Source organism: Natribacillus halophilus, assembly GCF_900100185.1.
GTDB classification, from domain to species: Bacteria; Bacillota; Bacilli; order Bacillales; family Marinococcaceae; genus Natribacillus; species Natribacillus halophilus.
Genome location: NZ_FNEN01000024.1, coordinates 1 through 21758 on the forward strand (window position 1 = coordinate 1; position 21758 = coordinate 21758).

At 47.8% G+C, this 21758-nt stretch carries 17 protein-coding genes and 1 other annotated feature; of the genes, 16 read left to right on the top strand and 1 reads right to left on the bottom strand.

Annotated elements, in window-relative coordinates; all coding sequences use genetic code 11:
• Positions 1–594: 594 nt before the first annotated feature.
• The 7 genes from dnaA (at position 595) to gyrA (ending at position 9612) form a co-directional block, all read left to right on the top strand.
• Complete coding sequence (gene dnaA, locus BLS58_RS15835; protein WP_090399932.1) at positions 595–1971, top strand: chromosomal replication initiator protein DnaA; 1377 nt, start codon at positions 595–597, stop codon at positions 1969–1971.
• Positions 1972–2147: 176 nt separating this feature from the next.
• Positions 2148–3287: a DNA polymerase III subunit beta gene (gene dnaN, locus BLS58_RS15840; protein ID WP_090399934.1), complete on the top strand. Its 1140-nt coding sequence runs from the start codon at positions 2148–2150 to the stop codon at positions 3285–3287.
• A 144-nt stretch (positions 3288–3431) separates the two neighbouring features.
• Positions 3432–3650, top strand: coding sequence for a S4 domain-containing protein YaaA (gene yaaA, locus BLS58_RS15845; protein ID WP_090399936.1), 219 nt, complete (start codon positions 3432–3434; stop codon positions 3648–3650).
• A 35-nt stretch (positions 3651–3685) separates the two neighbouring features.
• Positions 3686–4810, top strand: coding sequence for a DNA replication/repair protein RecF (recF, locus tag BLS58_RS15850; protein WP_090399938.1), 1125 nt, complete (start codon positions 3686–3688; stop codon positions 4808–4810).
• Between the two features lie 76 nt (positions 4811–4886).
• Entirely contained in the window at positions 4887–5153 is a 267-nt protein-coding gene (gene remB / locus BLS58_RS15855; RefSeq protein ID WP_090399940.1) for an extracellular matrix regulator RemB, read from the top strand.
• A 41-nt stretch (positions 5154–5194) separates the two neighbouring features.
• The gene (gyrB, locus tag BLS58_RS15860) at positions 5195–7111 is read left to right on the top strand and encodes a DNA topoisomerase (ATP-hydrolyzing) subunit B (RefSeq protein ID WP_090399941.1); all 1917 of its coding nucleotides are present in this window, start codon (positions 5195–5197) and stop codon (positions 7109–7111) included.
• Positions 7112–7152: 41 nt separating this feature from the next.
• Entirely contained in the window at positions 7153–9612 is a 2460-nt protein-coding gene (gene gyrA, locus BLS58_RS15865; protein WP_090399942.1) for a DNA gyrase subunit A, read from the top strand.
• A gap of 141 nt (positions 9613–9753) precedes the next feature.
• Here the strand turns inward: gyrA and BLS58_RS15870 are convergent, their stop codons facing one another.
• A complete protein-coding gene (locus tag BLS58_RS15870; protein WP_090399944.1) occupies positions 9754–10422 on the bottom strand; it encodes a YaaC family protein in 669 nt (222 codons plus the stop codon).
• Between the two features lie 205 nt (positions 10423–10627).
• Here BLS58_RS15870 and guaB point away from each other — a divergent pair, with 205 nt between their 5' ends.
• The 9 genes from guaB (at position 10628) to BLS58_RS15915 (ending at position 21746) form a co-directional block, all read left to right on the top strand.
• Complete coding sequence (gene guaB / locus BLS58_RS15875) at positions 10628–12085, top strand: IMP dehydrogenase (protein ID WP_090399946.1); 1458 nt, start codon at positions 10628–10630, stop codon at positions 12083–12085.
• 158 nt (positions 12086–12243) lie between these two features.
• Complete coding sequence (locus BLS58_RS15880) at positions 12244–13569, top strand: D-alanyl-D-alanine carboxypeptidase family protein (RefSeq protein WP_090399948.1); 1326 nt, start codon at positions 12244–12246, stop codon at positions 13567–13569.
• 466 nt (positions 13570–14035) lie between these two features.
• Positions 14036–14920 (top strand): pyridoxal 5'-phosphate synthase lyase subunit PdxS, encoded by an 885-nt coding sequence (gene pdxS / locus BLS58_RS15885; protein WP_090399950.1) that lies wholly within the window; start codon positions 14036–14038, stop codon positions 14918–14920.
• Positions 14921–14975: 55 nt separating this feature from the next.
• A complete protein-coding gene (gene pdxT, locus BLS58_RS15890) occupies positions 14976–15563 on the top strand; it encodes a pyridoxal 5'-phosphate synthase glutaminase subunit PdxT (RefSeq protein ID WP_090399975.1) in 588 nt (195 codons plus the stop codon).
• 1 nt (position 15564) lies between these two features.
• Positions 15565–15779: a binding site (T-box leader), on the top strand.
• An 86-nt stretch (positions 15780–15865) separates the two neighbouring features.
• Positions 15866–17146 (top strand): serine--tRNA ligase, encoded by a 1281-nt coding sequence (serS, locus tag BLS58_RS15895; RefSeq protein WP_090399952.1) that lies wholly within the window; start codon positions 15866–15868, stop codon positions 17144–17146.
• 178 nt (positions 17147–17324) lie between these two features.
• On the top strand, positions 17325–17771 hold the full coding sequence (locus BLS58_RS15900; protein WP_090399954.1) for an Lrp/AsnC family transcriptional regulator: 447 nt from the start codon (positions 17325–17327) through the stop codon (positions 17769–17771).
• A 183-nt stretch (positions 17772–17954) separates the two neighbouring features.
• Complete coding sequence (locus tag BLS58_RS15905) at positions 17955–18965, top strand: ABC transporter ATP-binding protein (protein WP_090399956.1); 1011 nt, start codon at positions 17955–17957, stop codon at positions 18963–18965.
• Complete coding sequence (locus BLS58_RS15910) at positions 18940–19965, top strand: ABC transporter ATP-binding protein (protein ID WP_090399959.1); 1026 nt, start codon at positions 18940–18942, stop codon at positions 19963–19965. The genes BLS58_RS15905 and BLS58_RS15910 overlap by 26 nt, the downstream gene beginning before the upstream one ends.
• A 92-nt stretch (positions 19966–20057) precedes the next feature.
• Positions 20058–21746 (top strand): ABC transporter substrate-binding protein, encoded by a 1689-nt coding sequence (locus BLS58_RS15915; RefSeq protein WP_090399961.1) that lies wholly within the window; start codon positions 20058–20060, stop codon positions 21744–21746.
• Positions 21747–21758 lie beyond the last annotated feature (12 nt).

Consider the following 21758-nt stretch of genomic DNA (forward strand, 5'->3'; position numbering starts at 1 on the left):
CAATCCGAGAGGGCGATGTGATCCTTCCTCGGGCTCGTCTTAGAAAGGCGATTTTTATTTCCCTTAAAAATCGTTTTACTTTGACTTTACCTTGGAGACGGCTCCGCGGTTTCGTCAAAGTTCGAATGTACAAGACGTATGTCCACAGGGATAACCGTGTGGATAAAATTCGAGCTTTATTTTCATTTTTCGACATCGTTATTTACATTTTTTCCACATAATCATCGTTGTGTATGAATCACGCTTCGAGAGAGCTGTGTTATGTGTATAATCACTATATTTCCCGTTGCTGCTCCTTCTTTTTTTTGATATGATTAACATGTTTGCTGGAATAATCATTGTTCCATTAGCTGACATCCACAGCGTGTGTATAACTGTGTGGACATTTTTACACAGCGCTGCATAACATTTTTATACTCTTTGTGAATATTGCATATAAGTTGTCGAATCATGGCCGAATAACGGGTTCAGGCTTGTGGAAATGACAAACGACTGGCTTCCTTCTCTTCAAATTTAAAGGTTGGAAGCCTTTCTTGGCAGATAAGCCAAGTTTTCTTTAGCCCTTGTATCCGATAAAGGAGGGATCACCGTCCATTGAAGGATCTAGCTGAACTCTGGAAAGAAACGTTAAACACGGTAAAACATAGAGTAAGCAAACCGAGTTATGAGACGTGGCTAAAAGCGACGGAACCGTTAAAACTTGAAAATGAAACATTTCTCGTTGCTGCCCCGAATGAATTTGCCAAAGACTGGCTGGAAGATCGCTACGCGGAAGTCATCGCCAACACCCTTTATGACATTACCGGCAATAACTACACGGTGAAATTCGTTCTCTCCAGGGAAGAAAAAGAAGAAAGCCAAGCTTCACGTGACCATACGGAGACATCCGGACAAAACGGGGAAACGACACAACCTTCCTCGCCAGGGAACAAACACGAAAACATTCCCCGAAATATGCTAAATGGCAAATATACGTTCGATTCCTTTGTGATCGGTTCCGGTAACCGTTTTGCCCACGCCGCTTCATTGGCGGTTTCCGAGGCACCGGCGAGAGCGTACAACCCGCTTTTCATCTACGGCGGTGTCGGGCTCGGCAAAACCCATTTAATGCATGCCATCGGTCATTACGTCCTTGAACATAATCCAACGCTGCACGTCGTTTATTTATCATCAGAAAAATTTACCAATGAATTCATCAACGCGATTCGTGACAACCGCGGCGATGATTTTCGCAATAAATACCGGAACGTCGATGTGTTACTGATTGACGACATTCAATTCCTCGCAGGCAAGGAACAGACACAGGAAGAGTTCTTTCATACGTTTAATACGTTGCATGAAGACGCCAGACAAATCGTGATTTCGAGTGACCGGCCGCCGAAAGAAATCCCGACCCTTGAAGATCGTTTGCGTTCTCGTTTTGAGTGGGGATTGATTACAGATATTACGCCTCCCGATCTGGAAACGAGAATCGCCATCCTGCGAAAAAAAGCAAAAGCGGAAATGCTCGATATTCCCAACGAAGTGATGCTTTATATCGCCAACCAAATCGATACGAACATTCGGGAACTCGAAGGTGCGCTCATTCGCGTTGTCGCCTATTCTTCGCTCATCAATGAAGATATGAACGCGGATCTTGCCGCTGAAGCCTTAAAAGATATTATTCCGAGCGCGCAACCGAAAATCATCAGCATCGAAGATATTCAGGCGCAAGTCGCCGCTTTCTACCAGATCAAACTGGAAGAAATCACCGCCAAAAAACGCACGAAAGCCATTGCTCACGCAAGACAAGTCGCCATGTATTTATCCCGGGAAATGACAGAATTTTCCCTGCCAAAGATTGGAGAGAAGTTCGGAGGGAGGGATCACACCACCGTTATTCATGCCCATGAAAAAATCTCTAAACTGCGCTCCAGCGATGAACATTTCCAACAGCAGCTTGATGAGATTACGAATAAAGTCAAACCGTAGGCGTGGACAAGTCCTCCAGTACAGACAAACTTGCCCACATGTTTATGCACAGTACTCAGCATCCGAACGAGCTACTGAAAGAACGTTTATGCACAAGCTACACAAGCCCTACGACGACTACGAGTATTTATATATAATAATAAATAACAAGAGCTTTCCATGATGGGAGAAGGATCATGCATTTTACGATTGATACGAATACATTTATTAACGGTGTCCAGCAAGCGAATAAGGCCGTGTCTTCACGAACGACGATCCCCATACTGACGGGGATAAAAATTCGGGCTACAGCAACAGGGATCACTTTAATCGGCAGTGATTCCGATATATCGATCGAAACCTTTATTCCAAGTAGCGATGAAGAACACGAATACATCACCATCCACGAAGAAGGCGAAATGGTCTTGCAGGCGAAATATTTTGCCGAGATTGTCAGGAAAATGCCCGGGGACGCTTTAACGCTTAAAAAAGAAGGACAAATGGCCGCATCGATTGCCTCCGACAATGTTGTTTTTAACTTAAACGGGTATGATCCCGATAATTACCCAAGGCTTCCCCAACTTCAGGAAGAACAGGTTTTTCAGTTACCCCAGTATTTATTAAAAGATATCATCAGCCAAACGGTCTTTGCCGTTTCCAGCCAGGAAACGCGGCCAGTGCTTACCGGTGTCAACTTTACGATTACCGACAAAGAACTTACGGCAACAGCTACAGACAGTCACAGGCTCGCGATGAGAACGATCAGCGTGGAAGCAGAAGAAGCACTCGATATTAAAAATGTCATTATTCCGGGAAAAAGTCTCGTTGAACTCAATCGCATCCTCGACGATCGTGAAGACATGGTGACCATCGTTGTAACGAGCACACAAGTTCTGTTTAAGATCGATCACCTTCTGTTCTTCTCACGCTTATTGGATGGAAAATTTCCACTGACATCCCATATGATTCCCACGGAAGGGAAAACAACGGTCACCTTGTCAACCAAGGCACTTAACCGCTCACTGGAACGCGCTATGCTCCTGTCAAGAGAAGTTAAAAATAACGTCGTTCACGTAAAAAGTGTAGGTACGGACCAGCTTGAGATCAGTTCCATTTCTGCAGAAGTGGGCAAAGTAAAAGAAACGATTGAGGCCACAGATTTAAACGGCGAGGAACTCGAAATTGCCTTTAATGGCAAAAATATTTCCGATGCCCTTAAAGTCATCGACAGCGAAACGATCTCTGTCTTGTTTACGGGTGCCATGAGCCCCTTTGTCATTCGCCCGATGAACGAAAAACAAATGATCCACTTATTCTCTCCGGTTCGCACATCATAGCTGGCACAAAATCCCCGTTCATGTAACCATGACGGGGGTTAAATTTTTTCCGCTTGCAGACACGACTGGCTTTATCCGTTATTTTTTAGTAAAATAGGGAGTGGAGTAAAATGCAATCGCATAGGAACCTGGTGGTGAAAACCCATGCAAGAGTCAATAACGATTACAACCCCCTATATCACGTTGGGGCAACTGTTAAAAGAAGCGGCCATCGCGGATACAGGCGGGATGACCAAGATCATTTTGGCCGAATATGAAGTTCTGGTGAATGATGAAAACGAAAACCGACGCGGACGTAAACTCTACCCGGGAGATCGCGTTGATATTGAAGATGCAGGCACATTCATCGTTGAAAAAGCTTAGACAACGACTCGGGTTTTCCCAAAGGAGCGATGGGGTTGTACGTTCGTGAGCTTTCACTGAGCGGTTATCGAAATCTGCAAGAAACAACACTTCAGTTTGAGAACACCGTCAATCTATTTTTAGGAGAAAACGCACAGGGAAAAACAAACCTTATGGAAGCTCTGTACGTGTTGGCGTTCGCGAAATCTCACCGCACGAACAAGGATCAGGAACTGATCGCGTGGAATCGCGATTACGCCCGCGTACATGCAGATATAACAAAAAGAGTAAGTCCTCTTTCCCTCGATATTCAGTTCTCGCAAAAAGGCAAGCGCGCGAAGCTCAATGGTCTGGAACAGCAACGTATAAGCGAGTTTATCGGCGCCCTGAATGTTGTCATGTTCGCGCCTGAAGATTTAAATCTCGTCAAGGGCGGACCAAAGCAGCGCAGGCGCTTTATAGATATGGAGATCGGACAAATCAGCAACGTTTATCTTTATCATTTATCACAATATCACCGCATCTTAAAACAGCGGAACCAGCTTCTTAAGGAATATGCACAAAAACGAATGACCGAGACGACGATGATGTATGACATTTTAACGGAACAACTGGTAAAAGCGGCCGCGCAAGTGGTGCAACGGCGGCTTGTCTTTATCGACCATCTGCAAAACTGGGCCGAGCCCATGCATTGGGACATCAGTCGGCAGCTTGAAGAACTGTACATTGAGTATATGCCGAGTGCCCAGGTATCATTAGGGTTAGACTTGTCGACAATAGAGGATATCTATGGAAACGCCTTCCAGGAAAAAGTAGAACAGGAAATGCGCAGAGGATTGACACTGCTGGGACCCCATCGGGAGGATCTCGCGATCTATGTGAATAAGCAAGATATCCAGACCTATGGATCGCAAGGTCAACAACGAACAGCGGCTTTATCTCTCAAGTTGGCGGAAATCGAATTAATCCAGTCAGAAACCGCAGATCCCCCGATTTTATTACTGGATGATGTCCTCTCGGAACTGGATGATTTTCGACAGTCTCACTTGTTAAATGCGATTCAGGGAAAAGTGCAAACCTTTATTACAACGACCAATATAGCCGGTATTGAACACGATACGCTTCGACAGGCGAAAACCTTTCGCGTCGGCAACAGAAGCTTCGAAGAAACGTCTTTATAAGCAACTAAGGCTTTCGCCATGCTTGGCGATAAGCCAAGTTTTCTTTAAGATCAAACCGAGGAAACGGGGTGTTTTTTTGTTTGTTCACATTGGGGGGTATACGGTTATCCGTTCCAAGGATATCATCGCGATTCTTAATTACGATGTACACGAATCCTCCTCGCTCACACAACAATATCTTGCTTCCCTGCATGAAAATGAGATTGTGAAAGCAGCAAACGATGATGATGCGACGAAATCGCTCGTCATCACCAGTGAGAAACTATATCATTCGCCCATCTCATCGACGACCTTAAGACGCCGTTCGCAAACGCTGCTTGATGATGGCAACAATGACATCTGATACGAATTCAAGAACCTCTAATACAAAGTGAAGGTGAATTGATGGCTATGGAACAACACTCTTATGATGAAAGTCAAATCCAGGTGCTCAAAGGATTGGAAGCCGTCCGCAAACGCCCGGGAATGTATATCGGTTCAACGAGCGAGCGCGGTCTTCATCATCTTGTCTGGGAAATCGTCGACAATAGCATTGACGAAGCGATGAGTGGCTACTGTGACGAAATCCAGCTGACGATTGAAGAAGACAATAGCATCTCCGTTACCGACAACGGGCGGGGCATCCCTGTCGGCATGCACGAAAAAGAAGGGCGCCCCACGCTGGAAGTGATTATGACCGTCCTTCACGCCGGGGGAAAATTCGGCGGAGGCGGCTATAAAGTTTCCGGCGGCTTGCACGGTGTAGGGGCTTCGGTCGTCAATGCCCTTTCCGAGCATTTTGAAGTGGAAATTCACCGTGACGGCAAGATGTACTATCAGGATTATCAAAGAGGCGTTCCGCAACAGGACATCGCGACGATCGGAGAAAGCGAAAAAACAGGCACACAGGTTCGCTTCAAGCCGGACCTCTCCGTATTCACGGAAACCAACGAATATGATGCTGATTTGTTGATGACACGATTACGGGAGTTGGCCTTTTTAAACAAGGGGCTTCATATCTTTTTCACGGACAAACGCGACGAAGAAGCAGAAACGATCGAATACTATTATGAAGGGGGCATCCGTTCCTTCGTTGAATATTTGAATCAATCCAAGGATCCTCTTCATGAACCGCCCATCTATATTGAAAGTGAACAAGCAGGCATCCAGGTTGAAATTGCCGTTCAATATAATACGAGTTTTACGAGCAATATTTATTCATTTGCCAATAATATTAACACCCATGAAGGGGGAACCCATGAATCCGGTTTTAAAACAGGCCTAACCCGCGTGATTAATCATTATGCCCGCCAGAATCAATTGTTTAAGGACAATGATCCGAATCTCGTCGGCGAGGATGTCCGCGAAGGGTTAACGGCGATTATCTCCGTGAAGATTCCTGATCCCCAGTTTGAAGGACAGACGAAAACAAAACTTGGTAACAGTACCGCGAGAACGGTTACCGATCAGCAATTTAGCGATCACTTCGCACGCTTTCTGGCGGAAAACCCGGACACAGCCCGTAAAGTGGTCGAAAAGGGGATCACGGCTTCCCGAGCGCGTGAAGCCGCGAAAAAAGCCCGGGAGTTTACACGCCGGAAAAGCGCCCTCGAGGTCGGCTCTTTGCCCGGTAAACTGGCGGATTGTTCCAGCCGGGATGCCGGCATAAGTGAGATGTACATCGTCGAAGGGGACTCTGCCGGCGGTTCGGCCAAAGCAGGACGAGACAGTTATTTTCAGGCTATTCTTCCCTTAAGGGGGAAGATATTAAACGTCGAAAAAGCGCGGCTTGATAAAATTCTCGGCAACAATGAAATTCGTTCCATCATTACCGCGCTCGGGACCGGCATTGCCGATGAATTCAACATTGAAAAGGCGCGTTATCACAAAGTGATTATTATGACGGATGCCGACGTGGATGGCGCGCATATTCGCACGCTTATCCTGACATTTTTCTATCGTTTTATGCGCCCATTGATCGAAAAAGGGTATGTGTATATCGCTCAACCGCCGCTTTATCAAGTCAAACAGAACAAGAAAGTCCGCTATATTCAAGACGAGAAAGATCTGCAGCCTCTCCTTGATGAATGGCCGGACAGCCCTGTGCCGGACATTCAAAGGTATAAAGGTTTAGGCGAAATGAATGCCGAGCAATTGTGGGAGACGACGATGAACCCTGAAGGCCGGAGACTTCTGCAAGTCACCCTGGAGGACGCGATGCTCGCCGATAGCATCTTTGACACCCTCATGGGGGACCGCGTGGAACCGCGCAAGGAATTTATCCAGGATAATGCGGAATATGTACAGAATCTGGATGTTTGAGATTAGAGGTTAGAAGTTGGAGTAGAAGTGGAGGGTAAGTTATGGCCGATGACGAAGCAAATGTCCACGAGATAAATATCAGTCAGGAAATGCAGTCTTCGTTTCTGGATTATGCCATGAGCGTGATTGTCAGTCGGGCGCTTCCCGATGTTCGCGACGGGATGAAACCTGTGCACAGGCGGATTCTGTATGCGATGAATGAGCTCGGGATGACGCCGGACAAGGCACACAAAAAATCGGCAAGAATTGTCGGAGATGTAATCGGGAAATATCACCCTCACGGCGACAGTGCCGTCTATGAAACGATGGTACGGATGGCCCAGGAGTTCAGCTACCGTTACATGCTCGTTGATGGACACGGCAATTTCGGCTCGGTAGATGGTGATTCTGCCGCGGCGATGCGGTATACGGAAGCACGTATGTCGAAAATATCGAACGAACTCGTTCGTGATATTCGCAAAGACACCGTTGATTTTCAGGATAATTACGATGGGGCCGAAAACGAACCGGTCGTATTACCGGCGCGCTTCCCGAACTTACTCGTCAATGGCGCGGCCGGGATCGCGGTTGGAATGGCTACGAATATCCCGCCGCATCAAATCGGGGAAGTCACCGATGGTTTATTGGCCTTAAGCCGAAATCGAGAGCTTACGATCGATGAATTAATGCAATATATCCCCGGCCCCGATTTTCCGACAGCAGGTTTGATCATGGGGCGCGGCGGAATCCGAAAAGCCTATCATACCGGACGAGGATCGATTACGCTTCGGGCCAACGTGCATATTGACCAGCAACGAAGCGGCAAAGAAGTAATCATTGTCACGGAGTTGCCATATCAAGTGAATAAAGCGCGGCTCGTTGAAAAAATCGCCGAGCTCGTACGGGAGAAAAAGATCGATGGCATTACGGACTTGCGCGATGAGACGTCCCGCAATGGCATGCGCATCGTCATTGAAGTGCGCAAGGACATGAATGCCAATGTGCTTTTAAATAACCTGTACAAAATGACCGCTTTGCAAACGACGTTTGGTGTCAATATGCTGGCGCTTGTGAACGGTCAGCCCCAGGTGCTTAACCTTAAGGAAACGCTCAGTCATTACCTGGATCATCAAGTTGAAGTCATCCGCAGGCGAACCCAGTTCGATCTCAATAAGGCACAAGCCCGGGCCCATATTCTCGAAGGGTTACGTGTCGCACTTGATCATATCGATGACATTATTGAGTTGATCCGTCGTTCCGAAACAACGGATATCGCACGTCAGGGTTTGATCGACAACTATGACCTCAGCTATGAACAAGCGCAAGCGATTCTCGATATGCGCCTGCAACGTTTGACCGGACTCGAACGCGATAAGATCGAAAATGAATACAATGATCTGATTGTAAGAATCAGGGAACTGAAAGCGATTCTGGCAGATGATGAAAAAGTGCTCGATATTATACGCGAAGAGTTGGCAGACATTAAGAAACGCTATAATGATGAGCGACGCACAGCTATTCACGCAAGTGAAAATGTGCTTGAAGATGCCGACCTCATCACACAGGAGGATGTCGTCATCAGCATTACCCATGAAGGCTACATCAAGCGCTTGCCTTTGACGACCTACAGGAGTCAGCGTCGTGGAGGTCGCGGCATTCAAGGCATGGGGACCAACGATGACGATTTCGTGGAACATTTGTTTACGACCCACTCCCATCAGACGATTCTTTTCTTCACGAACAAGGGAAAGGTCTATCGCCTGAAAGCGTATGAAGTGCCAGATTTGAAACGGACAGCGAAAGGGATTCCGATTATCAACCTTCTGCAAATTGAAAAAGGCGAAGAAATCAGCACGGTCATGCCGATTGACCAATACAGCGATGATGTCTATCTCCTGTTTATAACGAAACAAGGGATAGCGAAGCGAACCCCGTTATCGGCGTATGCCAATATTCGCAGAGGCGGTCTTTTTGCCATCAATGTCCGTGACGATGACGAATTGCACGGCGTACGACTGACCGATGGTGACAGCGATGTGATTCTCGGCACGAAAAACGCCGTCGCTATCCGCTTCCATGAACAAGACGTTCGCCTGATGGGTCGAACGGCAACGGGCGTCAAGGGTATTTCCCTCGATCCCGATGATGAAGTGATCGGTATGGATATGATTCAGGCCGGTCAGGATGTGTTGATCGTCACCAATAAAGGGTTCGGAAAAAGAACGCCCGAACATGAATACAAAATTCAGAACCGCGGCGGTAAAGGGTTGAAGGCGAGCACTTTGACGGAACGTACCGGCCATTTAATCGCCCTCCGAGTGATTTCCGATGAGTATGACTTGATGGTGATTACCGAAAAGGGCATCCTGATTCGGATCCATGTCAGCGAGATCTCCGAGCTCAGCCGTTATGCGCAAGGTGTAATGTTGATCCGCGTCGGTGAAGATGAAGAGGTCTCTACCGTTGCTCCCGTTGCGATAGAAGAAGAAAGTGATGATGAGGAAGCAAACGATGAGGACTAAAGAAAACTTGGCTTATCGCCAAGCCTTTAAGGCGATAAGCCCTAGTTGCACTTATGCAGGTAAGAAAGTGGTTTATACTTTCTTACCTGCTAATAAAGATCGACCTGATCCCTTGGCGGGGCAGGTCGATTTTTAATGATCTTAAAAGAGCGCAAGCACCTCTTCTACGATAATCGCTTCACATCTTCGGGGACATGTTTCCAGATACATCTCTATCAACGGAAGATCCGCAGATGAACGTTGCGCAATAAGTTCGCCCCACCATTCCGTTTCATAGCGATTAATCATGCTGAGATTGTAAAGCAGCAAGTAATGAATCAACAACGGCGGGAGTGTCGTTTCGATTTTTTTGGCTTTAAACCGGGGATCCACACCGATCGTCTTCTGGAGAAAAGGGAGTTGGAGCAAAAGGCTTGCCATTTGAAACCGTTCGTCACTGCTCCCTTGCACGTCATACATCTTGAAGAGCAGGTGGGGAAATAACCCGTGTTTTTGCATTTTCACCTCATCATCAATAAAACGGTAATCCTTGCGTTTTCGTTTTCGGGTTGATACCCCATGGGCGAGCACATTTGTCGTTGCAGGGTAGCTGGGGTCGTAGAGCAAAATCAGCGCTTTCACCAAATCCGTATACCCATAGAAAAGCAGCAGGGGCCGAATGTGAAAAGATACACGCTGACATTCTTCCAGCAGGGAACGGCCTTGTTGCCAACGGTGAATGAATGCCAATGTATTCTCATAGGCGTGTTTTTTGGCCATTCCGTCTTGATCGAAGAGAGCTTGATAACGTTCATGGAGCTTTTTTTTCAAAATATCCGTGACCGTGTATGGCTGAAATTGCGAAAAGGTAGACAGGACGGATGCCTCCTTTTGAGAAATTTAGAACTTCTTATAAACGGGCGATAAAATGGCTCGCACGTGATAGAATAGATAAAATAACAAAACAGAGGACGCTCATGAATAATCTGCCCGCCCAACCTGCTTTTTACACAATAAGTTAAGAAAGGATGAAAAAATGCGAGAGGACAAGTTTGGAAAACAAGGTTTGACGTTTGATGATGTGTTACTTCTGCCTGATCGCTCGGAAATTCATCCCCGCGATGTCTCCGTCCAGGCGCACTTAACAAGTAATCTTCCCCTCAACATCCCGATATTAAGTGCGAGTATGGACACGGTTACGGAAGCGGAAATGGCGATTGCCATGGCACGGGAAGGCGGTCTCGGTGTCGTACACAAAAATATGTCGGTGGAAGAACAGGCGGAAATGATCGATCGCGTGAAACGCTCGGAGAGTGGCGTGATCACGGATCCGTTTTTCTTGACGCCGGATCGGCAAGTGTATGATGCGGAGTATCTCATGGGGAAATTCCGGATCTCAGGCGTGCCGATTGTAGATGAGGAGCAAAAACTCGTCGGCATTCTCACCAATCGCGATCTTCGTTTTATCGATGATTATGCGATTATCATCGACGATGTTATGACGAAAGAAAATCTCGTCACCGCTCCCGAGGGAACAACATTAGCGGAAGCAGAGAACATTCTGCAACGGCATAAAATCGAGAAATTACCTCTTGTCGACGATGATTTGGAATTAAAGGGTTTAATCACCATTAAAGACATTGAAAAGGCGATCGAACATCCAAAAGCTTCCAAGGACGCACAGGGACGATTGCTCGTCGCTGCCGCGGTTGGTGTCGCCCATGATACGCAAGTGCGGATGAAAGCACTCGTGGAAGCAGGCGTAGACGCGGTCGTTATTGACACCGCCCATGGCCATTCCCGTGGCGTTCTCGATCAAGTCGCCCACCTTCGCAATGAGTATCCGACTATGACGTTAATCGTCGGGAACGTAGCGACCGCTGCCGGAACGAGAGATCTGATCGAAGCAGGCGCAGATGTCGTCAAAGTCGGCATTGGACCCGGGTCGATTTGTACGACGCGTGTCGTAACCGGCGTTGGCGTACCGCAGATTACGGCTGTCCATGAATGTGCCGAAGAAGCGCAGAAACACGACGTTCCGATTATCGCCGATGGCGGCATCAAGTATTCCGGAGATATTGTCAAAGCATTGGCGGCAGGGGCGAATGCGGTGATGCTCGGCAGTATGCTGGCCGGCGTTGCCGAAAGTCCGGGAGAGACGGAAATATATCAGGGTCGACAGTTTAAGGTGTATCGCGGCATGGGTTCGATGTCAGCGATGGAACAAGGCAGCAAAGACCGTTATTTTCAGGAAGACAGTCAGAAGTTTGTACCGGAAGGGATCGAGGGACGAACGCCGTATAAGGGCACCCTGGCAGATACGCTCTACCAACTCACCGGCGGCATCCGATCCGGTATGGGTTACTGCGGGGCTTCCGATCTGGAAGTATTACGTGAGTATGGCCAATTCGTACAGATTACGAGCGCCTCGCTAAAGGAAAATCATCCCCACAATGTGCAGATTACCAAGGAATCGCCGAATTATAGTGTATAGTGATTATTGGGGGTCATCTTCAAAGAGCATTTCCCGGGAAATAATCCGTGGAAATGCTTTTTTTCATTTACAGATTCGACAAAAAGTTTGCTGCTTTTTACTGGATATCTATGATAAAATATAGCTTGGAAAGTACACCTTGGAGGTGCCAAGAGGGAATGAAAAAATGGACGAGTATCCTTGGCGGGCTGGCAGCCTTTGCGGTCTTCGCTGCCCCTACAGAAGGACAAACCCCTGACATTAAAGCAGACGCATCCCTATTGATGGATGTGGAGACAGGGAAAATATTATACAGTGATAATATAGATGAGTTATTGCCCATGGCGAGTATGGCGAAAATGATGACCGAATATCTCGTTAATGAAGCGATCGAAGAAGGCGAATTAAGTTGGGACGACGAAGTTTCCATCAGCGAAGAGGTCGCGGCGTTATCGCAAAATGAAAGTTTATCCAATGTGTACCTGCGTACGGATGGTACATATACCGTCGAAGATTTGTACGAGGCCTTGGCGATTGAGTCGGCTAATGGGGCGACGATTGCCCTCGCCGAAGCGGTGGCCGGTTCGGAGGAAGCTTTCGTCGAGCAAATGAATGAAAAGGCAGAAGAAATGGGTATCGACGAGTATGAATTCGTCAATTCCAGCGGATTGAATAATGCCTCGATGGACGGTTACCATCCGGAAGGGACGGATGCTGACGCCGAGAATCAGATGTCTGCCCGCGGCACCGCACAACTTGCCTATCATCTTCTCCAGGATTATCCGGAAATATTGGAAGTCTCGAGCACAGAGGAGACGGTTTTCCGCGAAGGTGATGAACTGGATGAAATGAATATGACGAATTGGAATCATATGTTAGGGGGGACCGATTTCAGCCACGCCTACGAAGGGGTGGATGGCATTAAAACGGGCAATACCGATGCAGCTGGATTTGCCTTTACGGGAACCGTTGAACAGGAGGACACACGCTTGTTATCCGTCGTCATGCGTACGAACAGCATCGACGCCCGTTTTGAAGAAACGGAAACGCTGTATGATTATGGTTTTGATGAATATTCGGCAGGAGAAGTGATCACGGAAGGCGAACAGACGGAAGAATATCCGGTCTTGTCCGTTCCGGATGGCCAAGAACAGGAAGTGGATATCGTTGCTGCTACCGATCTGTCTCTTCCGATCATTGAAGGAGAAGAAGACTTGTATTCGACGTCGGCGGTCCTTTCCGAAGAAGCCCTTGATGAAGACGGGGCTTTGAGTGCACCGATTGAAGCCGGGGACGAAGTAGGTCGTATCGCTCTCAACTACGAAGGGGAAAACGGGGACATCTACCTCAGCGATGAACTGGAAAACAATGCAACAGTTCCCCTCGTGGCCGCGGAAGACGTAGAGCGTTCCAACTGGTTTGTTCTCTCCATGCGCAGTATCGGTGATTTCTTCTCCGGACTTTGGGACCGGACAACGGAAACCGTCGGAGGCTGGTTTTCATAGGGAATCGGCGTGAAAATCCTATTGCGCCAAGGTGAAGTCAAAAAAAGATTGCTGAAAATAAATTAACCGCGGTCAGTGAAGCCATAAACCGGCCGATACTTGTAGCCAATGGCACCACCATACCATGGTAAAAGATCTGCTGCCTGGAGATAGCTCCACTCGGGGTAGTGCGAACTCCGTTTGAGGGATTACTTTGCGTTTCTGATCCCTCTTGAAGAGGCAATATTTCCACTTGAGGGTTCACAGAGTGGAAAGACGAACGTTATTTCTTTTAATAAATTGTTGGACTTTGACTTTATCTTACTATTGGCCCACCAGGCTTACATGGAGTTGTAAAGCATGTTATAATAGTAAAGAAAACTTGGCTTATCGCCAAGCCTGGCGAAAGCCTTAGTTGCACTTATGCATGATAAGAAAGTTATACTTTCTTATCTGCCAAAAAAGAAAGCAACCGGAGGGAATGACATTGGCAGATACAGGTACAGATCGTGTAAAAAGAGGAATGGCTGAGATGCAAAAGGGCGGCGTCATCATGGACGTTGTCAACGCCGAGCAGGCAAAAATCGCCGAGGAAGCCGGCGCTGTTGCCGTGATGGCCCTTGAGCGGGTTCCCTCGGATATACGAGAAGCCGGCGGTGTCGCCAGGATGGCAGATCCTGATATTCTCGAGGAAGTTATCGGCGCGGTGAGCATTCCGGTCATGGCGAAAGCACGGATTGGCCATATTGTGGAAGCCCGCGTGCTGGAAGCATTCGGGGCCGATTATATCGATGAAAGTGAAGTGCTCACACCTGCGGATGAGGTGTATCATATTGATAAAAATACCTTCACGGCACCGTTCGTCTGTGGCGCCCGCGACCTGGGGGAAGCGTTACGGCGCATCGGTGAAGGAGCGTCGATGATCCGGACGAAAGGGGAGCCCGGCACGGGGAATATCGTGGAGGCCGTGCGTCATATGCGCATGGTGCAGGCCCAGGTTAAAAAAGTTGCGGGGATGTCCCGTGATGAGTTGATGACCGAGGCGAAGAACCTGGGGGCCCCTTACGAACTCCTCGTTTCCATCCAGGAAACCGGGAAACTTCCGGTCGTTAATTTTGCTGCCGGTGGGATCGCCACACCTGCGGACGCGGCATTGATGATGTCACTTGGTTCCGACGGCGTCTTCGTCGGTTCTGGCGTTTTCAAGTCGGAGGATCCGCAACAATTCGCTCGCGCGATCGTTGAGGCGACGACCCACTACGAGGATTACGAATTGATCGGCCGCTTATCAAAAGGACTCGGTACGGCCATGACCGGCATAGAAATTGCCAACATTCCGGAACCGGAACGCATGCAGGATCGTAGTCAATAAGAGTAATGAGAGAAAAACTTGGCAATCATAATAGAAATGGAGGTGAGCGCGGATGGTGAAAATCGGTGTGCTTGCCCTCCAGGGTGCGGTTCACGAACACGCGAAAATGCTTGAAAGTGAAGGGACAAGCGAAGCGATTCTTGTAAAAAAAGAAGAAGAGCTCTATGACCTCGATGGTCTTGTCTTGCCGGGTGGCGAGAGTACAACGATGCGAAGGTTGATCGATCGCTATGGGTTTAGAGACCCTCTTCGTCAATTCGCGAAAGACGGAAAACCCATATTTGGCACGTGTGCCGGTCTTATTTTATTGGCGAAGCATATAGACGGGCAACAGGAAGGTCATCTTGATTTAATGGACATGACGGTGAAAAGAAATGCTTTTGGCCGCCAGAAAGAAAGCTTTGAAGCGGAGCTGGATGCGAAAGGGATTGCTCGCGACCTCGCTGCCGTTTTCATTCGTGCCCCTTTAATCACAGAGGTTGGAGATTCCGTTGACGTGTTAGCTTATCATCAGGGGGAAATCGTCGCCGCGCAACAAGGGTCCTTATTGACCTGTTCGTTTCATCCTGAATTAACAGACGATCATCGCTTTCATCATTATTTCGTTGATATGGTCAAAAACAGTAAAAAAGCGATTGTATAATCACAAAACGGAGAAGGACACCAGTATTCTTGGCGCTGATGCAGAGAGCCGGTGGTTGCTGAAAACCGGTGAGGCAAAAAGGAGAATCCCGTCCGGAGTGGAGGCCCGAACTTATGGCAGTAAGGTTTCCCGCTTGCCGGCGTTAAGGCACTCGAGCGGTCTGTTTCACGTGAAACAGGCAACGAGGGTGGTATCGCGGAAACGTCCGTCCCTAATGGTTTAGGGGCGGATTTTTATTTGCAGGTAAGCTTGGCGATAAGCCAAGTTTTCTTTATACAAATAAATCATGGAGGTTGATAGGCATGCTGGATATCAAGTATATCCGACAAAATGAAGGTGAAGTCAAAAAAGTGCTCGCCTCACGTGGGATAGCAGAAGCGGACGTGGAGAACGTGCTCTCCCTGGATCAACGACGTCGCGATTTGATCGTGAACAGCGAAGAACAAAAGCAACGGAGGAATGAACTATCCCAGCAAGTGGCGGAAAGAAAACGGGCCAAGGAAGATGCGGACGATTTAATCGCCCAGACGAAGGACGTCTCAGCGGCGATAAAACAGTACGATGAGGAATTGCGTGAAGTTGAAGAGAAACTCAACAATCGCATGCTCATGCTGCCCAATCTTTTGCATGGGTCGGTGCCCGAGGGCGAAAGCGAAGAAGACAATGTTGAATGGCGAAAATGGGAAGCACCAACGACATTTTCATTTACACCGAAGGCCCATTGGGACTTAGCCACTGAGCATGACATCCTTGACTTTGAACGCGCTGCAAAAGTCACCGGCAGTCGCTTCGCGTTTTATAAAGGGGCGGGTGCGCGACTGGAACGGGCATTGACACAATACATGATGGATGTGCATGCCGATGAGCATGGCTATACGGAGACGATTACTCCTTATATCGTGCACCGGGAGAGCATGATCGGCACCGGGCAATTGCCGAAGTTCGAGGAAGACGCCTTCGCGCTTACGGGGGACGACCCGTATTATCTCATCCCTACGTCGGAAGTACCGGTCGTGAATATACATCGGGATGAAATGCTCGCAGCAGACGATTTAAATATCAAATATGTGGCGTACAGTGCCTGTTTCCGTGCCGAAGCCGGATCAGCCGGGCGTGATACGAGAGGTTTGATTCGCCAGCATCAATTCAGCAAGGTGGAGCTGGTATGGTTTACGAAGCCGGAAGACTCTTACGAGGCCCTCGCGGCGCTTACCGGGCACGCGGAAAGAATCCTTCAGGATTTAGAGCTCCCTTACCGCGTCCTCGATCTCTGTAGTGGCGATATTGGTTTCGCGGCGGCGAAAACGTATGACCTTGAAGTCTGGCTGCCGAGTTATGAAGATTATAAGGAAATATCATCCTGCAGCAACTGTGAAGATTTCCAGGCAAGACGCGCCAACATCAAATTCAAACGAGACCAAAAAGGAGCGGCTGAACACGTGCATACGTTAAACGGGTCAGGCCTGGCTATTGGCCGCGCGGTGGCCGCCATCATCGAGAACTACCAGGATGAGGACGGAAACATTCGTATTCCCGACGTTCTACAACCATACATGGGCGGCAAAACCCATTTATCCCGGTAATAACCGGACGTCCCCGATCGATAAATGAATCGGGGATGTTAATTTTTAAAAAAGCATTGATCTTATGAATATAAGAAAGTATAATCAATTCACGGTCAAAGTTACGAATTAGTTAAAAATATTGGCTTATTTTGTCAAGATCAAGTATTCTATCATTTAGAAAACGATGTGATGCGAAGTGGAATTGGATAGAACAGATTTCAGAATATTATCGCTGTTGCAGGATAACGGCAAATGCTCGTACAGCGAGATTGCCCGGAACATTCATGTCAGCGAAGGAACCGTAAGAGGCAGAATTAAAAAAATGTTGTCCCATGATGTCTTTGAATTTATCATTCATACGAATCCGAATAAAATTGGTTATCATGTGCAGGCGATTATCGGATTGGAGGCGAAGGTGGGTTATCACGATGAGATTGCCTCGCAGTTACAACCGTACCGGGCTGTTCGTTTTATCGGGGCTTTTTCCGGTAAACATGACCTCATCATTCAGGCATATTTCCGGAATAATGAGGAATTGGTCACGTTCGTGGATCAACAGTTATCGGAGATCGAGGGGATCATTAGCGTGGATGTCAATGTCGAACTCAAGCAATACAAGGATACGTTTTCATACGTTGATTGACTAAAATATTGCGAAATACAAAAATTTTATTAAAGAAAAATGAAAAAATCATTGCAAATCGTCTCATAGTTTTTTATAATGAGTCATAGTCTTAGGGGGTTATAAAGAAAGCATCATTACCTTGTAATTTTCCGAATAATAACATACATGACTGAAACAGATGGGAGAATGGGGTGAGCGGTTATGAACGGTGAAACGGTTATTGATATTCGGCATTTGAAAACGTCATTTTTCAGCAAAAAAACAGAATTGCCGGTCGTTGATGATGTAAGCTTTTCAGTACATAAAGGGGAAACACTGGCGATCGTCGGAGAATCCGGATCCGGTAAAAGCATGACCGCGCTTTCTATCATGCGGTTAGTTCCGACGCCGAATGGAGAAATCGTCGACGGCGAAATCTATTTTAACGACAGAGATTTGCTCAAGCAAAAAGAAAAAGAAATGTTTAAAGTCCGCGGCAACGAGATTTCCATGATCTTTCAGGAACCGATGACGTCCCTGAATCCGGTCTATACGATCGGGGACCAGATCCGGGAACAATTGACGTATCATCAGGATATTACACGGCGAGAAGCCCATCAAATAGGAATCGAAATGTTACAAACCGTCGGGTTTTCCCGCGCAAAAGAAATCATGGGCGAATATCCGCACCGTCTGTCCGGAGGTATGAGGCAAAGGGTGATGATCGCGATGGCCCTTTCCAACAATCCGCAATTGTTGATTGCCGATGAACCGACGACCGCCCTGGATGTGACTGTGCAAGCGCAAATCCTTGAATTGATGCAAAAACTTTCAAAAGAATATGATTCGGCGATTATTTTAATTACGCACGACCTCGGCGTGGTCGCTGAACTCGCCGAACGAGTTGTCGTCATGTACGGCGGACAGGTGGTGGAAGAAGCGCCGATTGACGAGCTTTTTGATGACCCTTTACACCCGTACAGCGAAGGCTTACTCAATTCCATTCCGAAGATCGAGGGGACGCAGGATCGCCTGGATTCGATCCCGGGAACCGTTCCGACGCCGGACAATTTACCGGTTGGCTGTAATTTTGTGACCCGCTGTCCGTACGCGATGGAGCTCTGTCAGCAGGAAGAACCCCGCTTAATGGATAAGGATTCGAGCCGAAAAGTTCGCTGCTTTTTGCATGAGGAGGGAATCGCCACTGATGGTCAACAACATCGAAGTTCTTGAAAATGAGCAGCACGAGATCGTCCCCGGCCAGGAAAACATCCTTGAAATGCAAGAATTGAAAAAACATTTCCCCGTTAAAACAGGGGTTTTACAGCGAACGACCGGGCATGTAAAAGCGGTTGACGGTATTGATATCGCCGTCAAAAAAGGGGAATCGTTTGGACTCGTCGGAGAATCAGGCTGCGGAAAATCGACCGCGGGGCGGACGGCCATGCGTCTTTACGAACCGACGGAAGGACAAATCACGTTTGACGGCGAAGATATCTCCAGGAAAAAAGAAAAAGATCTATTCAATTTGCGCCGGGAAATGCAAATGATTTTCCAGGATCCATTTTCATCGTTAAATCCGCGCAAGACGGTCGGATCCATGCTGGCCGAGCCGTTAAAAGTTCATGGTTTATACAAGAATCAAAACGAAAGAAAAGAAAAAATTCAGGAAGTTATGGGGAGAGTGGGCCTAAACCCTTCGTTTACGAACCGTTATCCCCATGAATTTTCCGGGGGGCAGCGGCAACGGATCGGCATTGCCCGCGCGCTTGTTCTGGAGCCGAAAATGATCATAGCCGATGAGCCGGTATCGGCGCTCGATGTTTCCATTCAATCGCAAGTGCTGAACTTATTGGATGACCTTCAGGATGAATTTAATTTAACGTATCTATTTATCGCCCACGATTTAAGCGTGGTGAAGCATTTTTCCGATCGGATCGGTGTTATGTATCTGGGTCATATGGCCGAAATCGCTGACAAAACGGATTTGTACGATGATCCGCTGCATCCGTATACCCAGGCCTTATTATCCGCGGTTCCCCGTTCCCATCCGCGAGAACGGACAAGGGAGCGAATCACGCTTACGGGTGAATTGCCGAGTCCGGCGAATCCGCCGAGCGGGTGTGTGTTCCATACACGTTGTCCGCATGTCATGGACGTTTGCAAAGAAATTGTGCCGCAAATGCGGGAGGTCAAGCCGAATCAATACGTGGCGTGTCACTTGTATGAGTAGGGCTTACGTTAATTTTGAGAGGGAGGGATGCTTTTTAACTTACAGTCGGCGATTGTCTGTAACTCAATTTTAACCAAAGGGGGATTCTTTTAATGGGAAAGAAAGCATATTGGCTGTTTTTGGCGATGGTTTTGACATTGGGATTGCTCGCGGCCTGTAACGGGGCCGAAGAAGATGTTGAGGGCGAACCGGATGACGAGGATCCGGATGTAGAGGATGAAGAAGCTGAAGGCGACGATGGCGAAGACGGTGAAGATGGCGAGGTAGCCGGTGAACCGCAAGAGGGCGGGGAGATTATTATTGGCCAAACCGGGGATCCAAACAATTTTCATAGTGCGTATATGGCAGATACACAATCAACCGATGTTGCGGATATGATTCATGCCAGTTTACTCCGCAACAATGATGAAATGGAAATGGAGCCCGATATTGCAGCTGATATGCCGGAAGTTTCGGACGATGGGTTAACGTATACCATCGAATTACAAGATGATGTCTATTTCCATGATGGAGAGCAAGTAACGGCAGACGATGTAGTTTTTACGTATGAAGTGTTTCTCGATGAGGATTACACGGGACCTCGTACGACCCAATTTGAATATGTCGATTCCATTGAAGCCACGGAGGAGCTTGAAGTCACAATTGAGCTCACCGAACCAGATGCAGCATTGGAAGCCTCCGCATTAGGTTTTGAAATTATGCCGGAGCACATTCTCGGCGATGTAGCTGCGGATGAGCAAGAAGAGCATGATTTCAGCACTTCCGATGAAGTCGTTGGTGCCGGTCCATATGAGATGACGGAATGGGATTATGGAACGAGCATTACACTTGATGCACACGAAGATTATCATAATGAAGGGCCTTATTTAGATACGTTAACATTAAGAATTGCAGAAGATGAAAACGCGGTCCTTGCCATGCTGCAAGCAGGCGAAGTAGATCATGCGAATATTCGCCCGCAAGACGTTGAGACAGCAGAAGCGATTGATGGTGTGAACGTCGTGGCCCAAGACGGTTATAACTATAACTATATTGGTTGGAACCATGATCGTCCGCCGTTTGATGATCCGGATGTACGGACAGCAATGACGATGGCCATTGACCGTGAAGCGATTATTGACGGTGTTTTACAAGGCCATGCGGAACCTGCCCATTTCCCGCATCATCCGATGAGTTGGGCACATACGGATGAGGTTGACGAAGTCCCATACGACCCGGATGGAGCGATCGAGCTTCTGGAAGAGGCCGGTTTTGAGCAAAATGATGAAGGGCAAATGGAATGGGAAGGCGAGCCATTCTCGTTTGAACTCTTGACGAACCAGGAATCGCACGCGCGTGTTGATTGGGTCGTCGTTGTCCAGGAGATGCTCGCGGACATTGGCATTGACGTACAAACGGACACGATGGAATTTGGCGCTTACCTGGACCGCATTCAAACACCAAACTACGATTTTGACGCTATAGCAGGCGCTTGGGCACTTAGTGTCTATCCGGACCCGGAACCATTGTTTCACTCGGATCAGTATGAACAAGGGCAAAACAACATTCGTTATGATAGCGAGGAGTTTGACGAATTAGCCGAAGACAATCGCGCGATTGTAGACGAAGATGAGCGTACCGAAGCTGTACAAGATGCTTATGCGCAAGTGGCTGAAGACCAGGCATACACATTTATGTATTATCCTGATGTTCATCAAGCCCATATTGACGAAATCCAAAACTTTCAGATGTCTCCCGAAAGTGATTATTACCGCGTGGAAGAATGGTGGCTGGAAGAGTAGAAGTTCGTTACG